Source organism: Nocardia brasiliensis NBRC 14402 (assembly GCF_000308475.2).
Lineage (GTDB): Bacteria > Actinomycetota > Actinomycetes > Mycobacteriales > Mycobacteriaceae > Nocardia > Nocardia brasiliensis.
The window spans coordinates 120,118-130,956 of record NZ_BAFT02000104.1; the positions used below are offsets into that span (position 1 = coordinate 120,118).

The following is a 10,839-nucleotide window of genomic DNA, read 5'->3' on the forward strand; positions in this document are numbered from 1 at the left end:
GCCGCAGTATCGGATTCAGGGGGGTCGGGGCGCGGGAGGCGACGATGGACATGATGGCGGAGCTGCTGGCGGCCGTGTCGGCGGAGGTCGGCGCCCGCCGATTGCCCGGCGCGGTCGTCGCGGTGACCGACAACGGAGCACTGATCGACCTGAGATCCGTCGGGCAGCTCGACCCGCAAGCCGGTCTGCCCATGCGCGACGACGCCCTCTTCCGCATCTACTCCATGACGAAGGTCTGCACCGCTTTGGCCGCCTTGGCGATGGCCGCCGAGAACCGAATTCGGCTGACCGATCCGGTCGCCGCGTGGCTGCCCGGTTTCGCCGCGAGCCGCGTGGCCGCGGACGATGTGCTGCGGCCACCGAAACGGCCACCGTCGCTGCAGGATCTGCTGCGGCAGACCGCGGGCATCGGCGGCGGGTTCCACACCTCGGCGCACCTCGCGCCGTATTACGCGACAGCGCAGGTGCGCAAGTACGAGCACACCGCCGCGCGGCACACCCTCGACGAGGTGGTGGACAACCTGGCCCGCCAACCGCTCGCGGCCGACCCCGGCACGGTGTGGGAGTACGGCATGGCGATGGACGTGCTGGGCCGGGTACTCGAGACCGCGGACGGCAGGCCGCTGGACGAGATCGTCGAACAGCGGGTGTGCCGTCCACTCGGCCTGCGCGACACCGGATTCAGCGTCGCCGCCGCCGACCTGGACCGGGTCGCCCAGCCGTGCGCCGACGCCCCCGCGACCCCGAGAGACCTTGTGACCCATCAGGAGCGGCCGGTGTGGCGATCCGCCGGGTCCGGCGGCTACGCCAGCGCCGCGGACTTCGCCACGCTGCTGTGCGCGATCACGCCCGATCGCGACGGCGTGCTGTCGATCCCGGCGCTCGGACCGTTCACCCGGGAACTCTTCGTCGACCAGATCGGGCCGTTGGCCGGTACCGGTCCGGATTACATCCCGGGCAAGGGCTACGGCTTCTCCTACGGGCTGCACGTGCCGAGCAGCGATCCGGCTTGGGCCGCACTGGATCCGCGCGCGCACACCGTCGGCTGGCTGGGGCGCGCCGCGACCAGCTTCGTGTACGACATCCCCACCGGACTCGGCGCGGTGCTGATGACCCAGTGCTACGGGCGCGCGGTGCACTATCGGGATCAGGTCCGCGAGATCGTGGCACGTCAGGCCTCGTCATGGACGTGACCACTGACGAACCGATCGTCCGGGTGCGCGGTCTGCGCAAGAAGTACGGGTCGTTCCTGGCCTTGGACGACGTAGGGCTGACCGTCGGGCGCGGCGAGATATTCGGGTTGCTCGGCCGCAACGGCGCCGGGAAATCCACTGCGCTGGACATCATCTGCGGGCTGGTCAAACCGACCGCCGGGCAGGTGGAGGTCTTCGGCACCGATGTGCGCAGGCACGGACGCCGGATCCGGCGGCGCATCGGCTATGTCCCGCAGGACAATACGGTGTACCTGCCGATGACCGTGTGGCAGAACCTGCGTTTCGCCGCGATCGTGCGGGGGATATCGCGCGCCGCCGCCGGGCGCCGGGCCGCGGAGGTGATGGAACGGCTGGGGCTCAGCCACATCGCCGACCGGGGTGGCGCGCACCTGTCGGGCGGCGAGCGCCGCCGGCTGTCGATCGGAATGGGCATCGTGCACGCGCCACCGCTGATGGTGCTGGACGAACCGAGCACCGGCGTCGACATAGATTCCCGGCAGGCCATCCACCGCCTGCTCCGCGAGCTGCGCGGGGAGGGCTCGACGCTGCTGTACACGACGCACCACCTGGATGAAGCCGAAAGCCTCTGTGACCGCGTCGCGGTGCTCGACACGGGCCGGGTCGTCGCCACCGCAGACGTGAAAAGCTTTGTGGCCGAATACGGTAGACCGTACTGCGAGATCGTCAGCGATCAGACCGAAGCCGTCACGACCCTGTTGCGCGCGGCGTTGCCCGGGATCCGGATCACGTTGCACGGCGGTCGGATTCGGGTGGGCGCGGAGCAGCCGGAGCACGTCGCCACCGTGGTCCGGGTGCTCGGCGCGAGCAACCTGCCCGTCAAGGACGTGCGCGCGGTGCCGGTGTCGCTGGAGAACGCCTTCCTGCACGCCGTCGAGCGCGCGCCCGGATCGGCGGCGCGATGACGCTCACCTGGGCCTTCCTCCGGAAAGAAGCGGCGACCTGGCGGCACGACCCGACGCTGTTCGTCTTCCTGTTCGCGGCGCCGCTGCTGATGCAGGCCCTGCTGAGCGACGCCTTCGCGCGCCTGACCGACGGCGCCGGCGCCGACCAGACGGTGCCGGGCTTCACCATCATGTTCGGGTTCTACGTCATGATGTTCATGGGCACCGCGCACTATCGCGAACACGCTTCCGGCGCTTGGAGTTCGGTCCGCACCAGTGGACTGTCCCGCGCGACGATGGTGCTGCAGCTGGCCGTGCCGTACTTCCTGTTGTCCGCGGCGCAGATGGCGCTGCTGATCGGCACGGGCCGGGTGCTGTTCGGCGCGACGGTGAACGGATCGCTCGTCGCCCTCACCGTCTTGATCCTGTCCATCGCCTGGACCGCGATCGCCCTCGGCCTGGTGCTCGTCTCGCTCACGCGCAACGTCTCGGCCATGCAGAACCTGTGCCAGCTGGTGGTGCTCGGCCTGGGCGTGCTCGGGGGCGCGGTGGTCCCGGTGCGGTTGCTGCCCGGGTGGAATCAGCCGCTCGCGCCGCTGACCCCGCAGTACTGGGCGGTGGACGGGATGCGCGAAGTGCTGGCCCAGCACGGGGGATTGGCGAGCATCGCGCCGCATCTGCTCGTACTCGTCGGCTGGGCGTGCGTGTTGTCGATCGTCGCGACGCTGGCCTTCGACCCCAGTAGTCAGCGTCGCGTGGCCATTCGCTGAACGCGCGCCACAGGTAATCGGAGGTGTCAAGGAAATGGCAGAGACAACGTCACCCAGGGGACGGGTCATCCAGTCGTGGTCGCGGCAGGGCGGGGAGGCGCCGCCGCGCATCGTCGGCGGCGACGGCTGCCGGTTTTTCGACGCCGCGGGACGGTCGTATCTCGACTTCGGCTCCCAACTGGTGAACGCCAACCTGGGACACGGCCGTACGGAGGTGCAGGAGGCGGTGCAGAAGCAGGTGGCCACCATGGCCACGCTCGGGCGGCCCTGGGACGTGGAGATCGTCGAGGAGCTGGCGAACCGGCTCGCCGAGATCACGCCCGGCGATCTCAACTCGTTCTTCTTCGCCTGCAGCGGCACGGAGGCGAACGAGGCGGCCATCCGTCTGGCCCGGGCATATACCGGGCGCAGCAAGGTGATTGCGCGTTATCGGTCCTATCACGGCAGCACCGCGGGTGCGTTGACGCTGACCGGCGAGCCGCGCCGCTGGGCCGGCGAGCCCGGCATGCCCGGCGTGGTGCGCATGCTCGACCCCTACACCTACCGCTGTCCGGCCGGGCATCCCACGCCGTGCCCCGTGTGTTCGGGCGCGCCGCATCTGCGGGAGCTGCTCCAGTACGAGGGCGCCGAGAACGTGGCGGCGGTGATCATCGAGCCGATCACCGGTATCAACGGCGTGATCATGCCGCCCGACGGTTATCTGCAGGGCATCCGGGACGTGTGCACCGAGCACGGCATCATGCTGATCCTCGACGAGGTGATGACCGGATTCGGGCGCACCGGAACGTGGTTCGCGTGCGACCGGTGGGATGTCGTGCCGGACATGATCACCTGCGCCAAGGGCTTGACCGCCGGGTACATACCGCTGGCGGCCGTCGCGGTGAGCGACCGGTTGTCGGGCTGGCTACAGGACGCCACCTTCCCGTACGGGCTCACGCACAGCGCCCACCCCGTGGGCTGCGCGGCGGCCGTAGCCGTGCTGGGCGTGTACCAGAAGGAGCGGCTCATCGAGCGCTCGAATCGACTGGGGGACTTGATCGAGGCGCAGCTGCGGGCGCTGGCCGATCGGCATCCGTCGATCGGGGACGTCCGGGGCACCGGCTGCTTCTGGGGGCTGGAGCTGGTGCGCGACCGGGTGACGAAAGAACCACTGGTGCCGTTCAATCCGGACGCCGCGGACGCCGCGCCGATGACGCGGCTGACCGCCGAGGCCTTCCGCAAGGGCCTGTATCTGCTCACCCACTGGAACATCATCCTGGTGTGCCCGCCGCTGGTCATCGAGGAGTCGGAGCTGCGGGAAGGGATGGCGCTGTTGGACGAAACGCTTTCGCTCGCCGACGAATACGTCACGGAGGTGTGAGCATGGGCGGCACCGTCGCGATCAACGAACTCGTCGAGCAGACGGCGGCGCAGCGCCCGGCCGAGTGCGCGGTGCGCGTGCGCGGGTTCTCCGCGGGCACCAGCGCCGAGATCAGCTGGCACGGGTTGGTGCAGAAGGTGCACGAGCACGCCGCGAAGTACCGGGACGCGGGTCTGCGCGAAGGCGCGGTCGCGGCCGTCGCGTTGCCGTCGGGTATCGGTCACGTCGTGGCCACCCTCGCGCTCTGGGAGGCCTGCGCCACCGTCATTCCGGTGGACCACCGCTGGTCGGCCGCGACGAAAGAGCGCATCGTCGAACGCTATCCACGCGGCTGGGTGGTCGAAGGCGACGACCTGGGCCTGGTTTCCTACCACCGGCGCGCGGTCGCGCCGCCGGGGTTGCCGGCGGACGGGTTACCTCGATCGGTCTCGCTGTCCGGCGGGACCACCGGTGTCCCGAAACTGGTCGTCCGCAACCGCCCGTGGGCGTACGCCTCGTCGGGGCCGTTGAGCAGCAAGGAAAGCGCGCGCGGTCTGGGCTACGGACAGACCCAGATGGTAGGTCTTCCGCTGTACCACGCGGGTTTCGGGGCGCTGTATCACGGACTCGCGCTGGGGCATCGCATCATCGTGCCCGCGAACGCCTCGCCGAAACTGTTCCTGGAATTGCTGAGGTCCGAAGGGGTACAGGTGGTGCGGACCGTGCCCGCGCAAATGGGCACGCTGCTGGAAGCCAGTGGGCGGGAACGACATTGGTTCTCCTCGTTGCGCCTCGTCGTGCACACCGCGGCGCGCTGCCCGGAATCGGTGAAACGGGGTTGGCTGGACCTGGTGGAGCCGAGCACGGTGTACGAGGAGTACGGCAGCGTGGAACGGATCGGCGTGCTCAGCATCCGCGGCGACGAATGGCTGGCTCATCCCGGCTCGGTCGGCCGCCCCCGGCACTGTTCGGTCCGGATCCTGGACGAGCGACGCGAGCCGGTCGCCGTCGGCACGACCGGTGAACTGTTCATGACCGACGAGAACGCCACGCAGCCGACCTATCTGGGCGACGGACCGGGATTGGCCGAAGTGGACGGGTATTTCAGCGTCGGCGACCTCGCGTGGCAGGACGCCGAAGGCTATGTGACGCTGGTCGGCCGTCGCGACGACGCCATCGATGTCGGTGGCGTGCAGGTCTTTCCCCGCGATATCGAGCGGGTGTTGGAAAGCCATGGCGCGGTGCGCGATGTGCGGGTCCGCGCGCTGCCCGATCGCCGCCTCGGCGAGGTGGTGCATGCCGAAGTCGCCATTCGCGGAACGGATTCGGGGGAAGTGCTCGCGGAGCTGTGGCGCAATTGCCGCGCGGAGCTGAGCAGAGCGCAGCTGCCCCGGACGATCGAGATCGTGGCCGACGTCCGGCGCAGCGCCGCGGGCAAATTGCGCACAGCGGACCAGGAGGCGTAGTGGAGCGAAAGGTTTGGGCCGTGGTCGGCCGGGTGTGCGGCACCGGTTACACCGAACCGCGCGCGAACTTCTACGAACTGGGCGGCGATTCGCTGCTCGCGGGCGAGTTGATGACCGCGTTGCGCGCGGAATTCGACACCGAGGTGCCGATGCACCTGCTGTTCGAGGCGCCCGACATGGGGGTCCTTCGTCCAGGAGGCGATGCGCGTGCTGTGAGTCAGCAGGGCGGGTCGTAGCGGCCGTCGACGGCGGTCCAGCCGCCGTCGACGTACAGCATCGTCCCGGTGACGAAGCTGGACGCGTCCGCGGCCAGAAACGCGACGGCCCCGGCGATTTCGCTCGGTTCGGCCCAGCGTCCGAGCGCGCTCTTGGACGCGTACGCCGCCCGCCACTGCGGTTCCGCGAAGATCGAGTCGGTGAGCGGGGTGCGCACGACCCCGGGCGCGATGGCGTTCACCCGCACCCCGGCCGGGCCGAATTCGGCCGCGGCCCCGCGGATCAGCTGGACCAGCGCTGCCTTGGTCGCCGCGTACACGGCTTGCCCCGGTTCGACGGTGACCGCCCGGATGGAGGACATGCCGACGATCGAACCGCCGCCCCGGGCGACCATGCCCTTGCCGAACGCCCGGATCAGGTGGAAGGCGGCGCGCAGATTCAGGTCCAGCACCGCATCGAATTCTTCTGTCGCATAATCGAACAGGCGCTTGCGCACATTACGACCGGTGGTGAAGACGAGCACGTCCAGGTCGGGTAGCTCGGCGGCGGCAGCGGCGACGGCGTCCGCGTCCCGCGCATCCAGTGCCAGGGCGACGGTGGGGGAGCCCGCCAGTTGCGCCGTCTCCTCGGCGCGGGTGAGATCTATATCGGCGCACACCACCTCGGCGCCGAGCGCCGCCAGGGCGAGCGCCGATTCGCGTCCGATGCCGCTGCCCGCGCCGATGACCGCGGCGCGCTTGCCGTCGAGCCGGAAGAGCGCCTGGTAGTCGAGAGCGGCGGGGGTGAGGTCCGGGTGTGTGGTCATCGATGCGTCCTGACTCTCGAGGTCCGAAGGGTTTACCGCGGGTAGGGCAGGGTGACCGTCTTGACGGTGCTCATCTCGCGGATCGAGTAGGCAATCCCTTCACGGCCGAGTCCGCTGGATTTCACGCCGCCGAACGGGAGGTGCGGAGAGTCGAAATGCGGTCCCGCGTTGAGGTTCACCGCGCCGACCCGTAGCGCCGCCGCGAGCGTGGTGAAGGCGGCGACGTCGCTTGTCACCACCCCGGCCTGCAAGCCGTACCTGGTCGAGTTCGCCACGCTGATCGCCTCGGCGATATCGGCCACCCGGATCACCGGGGCGACCGGGCCGAAGGTCTCCTCGACCACCAGTTCGGCGTCGGCGGGCACCCGATCGAGCACCGCGGGCGTGATGAGCGAGCCACGGCGTTCGCCGCCGAGCAGCAGCTTCGCCTGCGCGGCAACGGCTTCGGCGATCCGCCGGGCCACCGTGTCCGCGGCGTCCGCGCTGATGAGCGGCCCGACTTCGGTCGCGGGATCGAGCGGGTCGCCCGCCCGTTTCCGCTGCGCCGCCTCGACTAGCCCCGCGACGAGATCGTCGGCCACCGTGCCCACGGCGATCACCCGTTTGATGCCGCGGCAGGACTGCCCGGCGGTGGCGAACGCGCCCTGGGCCGTCAGCTGCACCGCCAAGTCGAGATCGGCATCGGGCAACACGATCAGCGGATCGTTGCCACCCAGCTCCAGCAGGAGCTTCTTGCCCGCGGCGGCCACCGATACCGCGCGGCCCGTATGCGCCGAGCCCGTGCAGGTGACCATGTCGACGTCGGGGTGCCCGGCGAGCGCGGGGCCGAGCTCGCCGGGTGCACCGGTGGTGACGACGAGATGTTCCGGCGGCAGACCGGCTTCGAGCATGATCTCGGCGAACGCCAAGGCAGTGAGCGGTGTTTTCTCCGAGGGCTTCAGCACCACCGCGCAGCCTGCCGCGACGGCGGGCGCGAGCTTCACGACCACCTGATTGAGCGGCCGGTTGAACGGCGTGATCGCCGCGACGACACCGATCGGTTCGAACATGGTGAGCGCCAGCCGATCATGTCCCGGCACCGGAATGCTCTCCCCGCGCAGGCGTTCGGCCTCGTTCGCCGCGACCGTGAGATTCGTTGCGGCCCGGTCGGTCTCCCGGCTGGTCTCGGCGAGGCAGACGCCGGATTCGCGCGAGATCAGCGGTGCGAGCTCGGCGGCTCGTTCGCGGATCAGGCGGGCCGCGGTCCGCAGGATGGTGGCCCGCTGGTCCGGCCGCAGGGGTCGCCAGGCCGCGCGCAGGCCGCGGAGGGCGGCGTCCAACTCGGAAACGCTGTCGCGCGCAACGGATCCGACGGTTTCCCCGGTCCACGGATTGTGCACCGGGAACTCCTCGGCGGCGGGTCGGTACGCGCCGTCACGAAACATGATGGTCTCCTGTCACGAAGGCCTTGAATCGGCGCGCCACGTCGGACGGTCCGACGGCCGGGCGGCCCAGCCGGTCGACCGAACCCGGACGAATCCGGAGGTAGAGGAACGCCGGGCCCGGCTCGAGCTGGGCCGCCTTGACCGCGTCGGTGAATTCGGCGAGGTCCGCGCAGTCGAACACGCGGACATAGCCGCAGGCCCGCGCGAGCGCGGGGAAGTCGACCTGCGCCGCGAGACTCTGCTGCCCACCGGTGGAGTCGTGCACGCCGTTGTCCAGCAGGACATGGATCAGATTGGCGGTCCCGTGCGCGCCTACCGTCGCGAAGGTGCCCAGCCGCATCAGCGCCGCACCGTCCCCGTCGAGCACGACGATCGGTCTGCGGGTATGCCGCGCGACGCCGAGTCCGACGGCGCTCGCCGACCCCATCGCACCGACCAGGTAGAAGTGCTGCGGCCGGTCGGCGAGGGTGTAGAGCTCCCGGCTGGTCTTGCCGGTGGTGGACAGCACGGCGGCGGCGTCGGGCAGGGCGCCGACCAGCGCCTCCAGTGCCGCCATGCGCGTGGGCGCGGCCCGTTCGGCCCGCGACCGGGTCACCGTCGGCAGCACCGGAGAGGGCAGCGGCGGCTCGGCGAGCTGTTCGGCCGCCACTGTTCCGTCGCGCAGGATGAACGCGAAAGGCCGCTGTTCGCGGGCCATTTCGGCCCACCCGGTGGACAGGCAGGCGTCGAGTCCGGCGGCATCGGCGGGAAGCACTGCGTGGCCCACCTGTAGGAGGTCGAGCAGACCCGGCGTGATGGCCCCCATCAATTCGTGCTGCGGCTCGTCCGGGCGGCCCGGTTCTCCGCGCCAACTGACGAGCAGCGGCACCGGGATTCGGCTCGGATGGGTGAGCGAGGTCAGCGGGTTCACCATGTTGCCCAGCCCGGAGTTCTGCGCCAGCACGCAGGCCGTGGCACCGGCCAGCCAGCACCCCGCCGCGACCGCCACCGCCTCGCCCTCGTGCGTCACCGGCAGGTATCCCGCGACCGAGCCGGACGCCGCACGATTGATCATCGGGGTGAGGTAGGAGCACGGCACACCCACCACGTCGGCCACGCCGCGCGCGACGAACCCGCCGAGCAATTCGTCCGCGTCGATCATGAATCCACCCACTTCTTCGCCAGCTCGGTGTAGTGCGCCTCGTCCGCCTCCAACTCCGGATATCCCATGAGGCCGAACACCTCCGGCAGCGAGGCGATATCCGGCTCGACGGCGGTGGGACCGTCGCGCAAGAGCGATCGGCACACCTGGCGCATCGCGGCCACCGAGGCCCGCATCGACTGATTGGCCCAGATCACCGCGGCGATACCGAGTTCGGCGAACGTCTCCCGGGGCACGGTGTGGTAGGTGGTCGGCGCGATCACGAGCGGCAGCCGGGCCGCCCACCCGGTGGTGAACTCGGCGATCTCGTCGATGGTGCGCCGGCGGGAATGGATGAAGATGGCATCGGCGCCCGCCTGCCGGTACGCCTCGGCGCGGCGCAGCGCCTCGGCCGTGCCCGCACCGGCGATGAGCGCCTCGGTGCGGGCGACGAGCACGAAGCCGGGATCGACCTTGTCCCGGCAGGCCGCGATCTTGGCGCACATGTCGCCGACCGGCGCCAGCGGGTGCCGGTCGCCGAAATAGGAGTTCATCTTCGGAAAGACCTTGTCCTCCATGCACATTCCCGCCGCGCCGACCCGTTCGGCACGGGCGGCGAAGCGGCGTGCGGTATTGAAATTGCCGTAGCCGGTGTCGGCGTCGACGAGCACCGGGATCGCGCCCGCGTCGACGACCCTGGCCACCAGATCGAGCATTTCGCCCCAGGACACCTCGTCACTGTCCCGCGCGCCGAGAGCGGTGGACATGCACAGACCGGACGCCCAGATCCCGGCGAAGCCGGCTTCGGCCGCGATGCGCGCGCTGAGTCCGTCGTGGGCGCCCATCAGGAACGACGGTTCGGGTCCGGCGAGCAGTTCGCGCAACCGCACACCGGCGTGACACCGTGCCGGTGCGGCCGGCGGAAGGGGGAGGTTGTCCATCACGCGCAATGCCTCTCGCACTCGGGATCGAAAATCGTTGTGGCGGACACGGATCACGTCACCCGGCCGGCGACGGGCGGCGGACCGCCGGCCAGGACCTGGGCGACGCCCTCGGCGATCCGGCGCCGGCAACTGCGCTCGGACTCCACCGAGAGAAACGCGCGGTGGGCCGAGACCACCACATCCGGCCTGGGCAACAGCTTGCGCGCGGCCGGATCGTCGTTCGGATCCTCGGGCGTGAAGACGTCCGAGGCGAAGCCGCCGAGCCGGCTCCCGTCGAGCGCGTCGAGGACCGCCGCCGGGTCTACCAGGCGGCCCCTGGCCGCATTGACCAGCAGCGTGCCCGGCCGGGCCGCCGCCAGCGCGCCCGCGTCGATCAGCTGATCGGTCTCCTCGGTCAGGGCCGCGTGCAGGACGACAGCGTCTGCGGCAGCGAACAATTCGTGCAATGAAGCGACGGCGGTGACGCCGTGACCTGCCATCAGATCGGCGGCGACGTACGGGTCATACGCGATGACGGTCTTGTAGAACGCCTGGAGTTTCCGGGCGGTCGCCCGCCCGATCCGGCCGAAGCCGATGATCCCCGCGGTACACGTCGACACCCGCCGCGGTACGCCGCCCGCGTGAATATTCCACCGCTGG

11 protein-coding genes are annotated in these 10,839 nt (G+C 70.2%); 6 read left to right on the top strand and 5 right to left on the bottom strand.

The annotated features are described in order from the left end of the window. The first annotated feature begins 44 nt into the window (after positions 1–44). The 6 genes from TY25_RS35340 to TY25_RS35365 are packed head-to-tail and all read left to right on the top strand — an operon-like array spanning position 45 to position 5,927. Positions 45–1,193 carry a serine hydrolase domain-containing protein gene (locus TY25_RS35340; RefSeq protein WP_052383407.1) on the top strand — a complete coding sequence of 383 codons (1,149 nt, stop codon included), beginning with the start codon at positions 45–47 and terminating at the stop codon, positions 1,191–1,193. After that, positions 1,190–2,137 carry an ABC transporter ATP-binding protein gene (locus TY25_RS35345; protein ID WP_162184250.1) on the top strand — a complete coding sequence of 316 codons (948 nt, stop codon included), beginning with the start codon at positions 1,190–1,192 and terminating at the stop codon, positions 2,135–2,137. Before TY25_RS35340 ends, TY25_RS35345 begins: the two co-directional genes overlap by 4 nt. Continuing rightward, positions 2,134–2,886: an ABC transporter permease gene (locus TY25_RS35350; protein WP_042263746.1), complete on the top strand. Its 753-nt coding sequence runs from the start codon at positions 2,134–2,136 to the stop codon at positions 2,884–2,886. The genes TY25_RS35345 and TY25_RS35350 overlap by 4 nt, the downstream gene beginning before the upstream one ends. A gap of 34 nt (positions 2,887–2,920) precedes the next feature. Then, the gene (locus TY25_RS35355) at positions 2,921–4,246 is read left to right on the top strand and encodes an aminotransferase class III-fold pyridoxal phosphate-dependent enzyme (RefSeq protein ID WP_042263747.1); all 1,326 of its coding nucleotides are present in this window, start codon (positions 2,921–2,923) and stop codon (positions 4,244–4,246) included. A gap of 2 nt (positions 4,247–4,248) precedes the next feature. After that, on the top strand, positions 4,249–5,691 hold the full coding sequence (locus TY25_RS35360; protein WP_042263748.1) for a class I adenylate-forming enzyme family protein: 1,443 nt from the start codon (positions 4,249–4,251) through the stop codon (positions 5,689–5,691). Further along, positions 5,691–5,927, top strand: coding sequence for an acyl carrier protein (locus tag TY25_RS35365; RefSeq protein ID WP_042263750.1), 237 nt, complete (start codon positions 5,691–5,693; stop codon positions 5,925–5,927). Before TY25_RS35360 ends, TY25_RS35365 begins: the two co-directional genes overlap by 1 nt. Here TY25_RS35365 and TY25_RS35370 read toward each other — a convergent pair. From TY25_RS35370 to TY25_RS35390, 5 genes are all read right to left on the bottom strand, one after another. Continuing rightward, positions 5,909–6,712, bottom strand: a complete 804-nt coding sequence (locus TY25_RS35370; protein WP_042263753.1) for an SDR family NAD(P)-dependent oxidoreductase — start codon at positions 6,710–6,712, stop codon at positions 5,909–5,911. The genes TY25_RS35365 and TY25_RS35370 overlap by 19 nt on opposite strands. A gap of 32 nt (positions 6,713–6,744) precedes the next feature. Then, positions 6,745–8,136, bottom strand: coding sequence for an aldehyde dehydrogenase family protein (locus TY25_RS35375; protein ID WP_042263755.1), 1,392 nt, complete (start codon positions 8,134–8,136; stop codon positions 6,745–6,747). Continuing rightward, on the bottom strand, positions 8,126–9,277 hold the full coding sequence (gene aepY, locus TY25_RS35380) for a phosphonopyruvate decarboxylase (RefSeq protein WP_042263757.1): 1,152 nt from the start codon (positions 9,275–9,277) through the stop codon (positions 8,126–8,128). Before aepY ends, TY25_RS35375 begins: the two co-directional genes overlap by 11 nt. Then, positions 9,274–10,146 (bottom strand): isocitrate lyase/phosphoenolpyruvate mutase family protein, encoded by an 873-nt coding sequence (locus TY25_RS35385; protein ID WP_226887329.1) that lies wholly within the window; start codon positions 10,144–10,146, stop codon positions 9,274–9,276. The genes aepY and TY25_RS35385 overlap by 4 nt, the downstream gene beginning before the upstream one ends. 104 nt (positions 10,147–10,250) lie before the next feature. Continuing rightward, on the bottom strand, positions 10,251–10,839 hold a 589-nt coding region (locus TY25_RS35390; RefSeq protein WP_042263813.1), incomplete at its 5' end, for an NAD(P)-dependent oxidoreductase.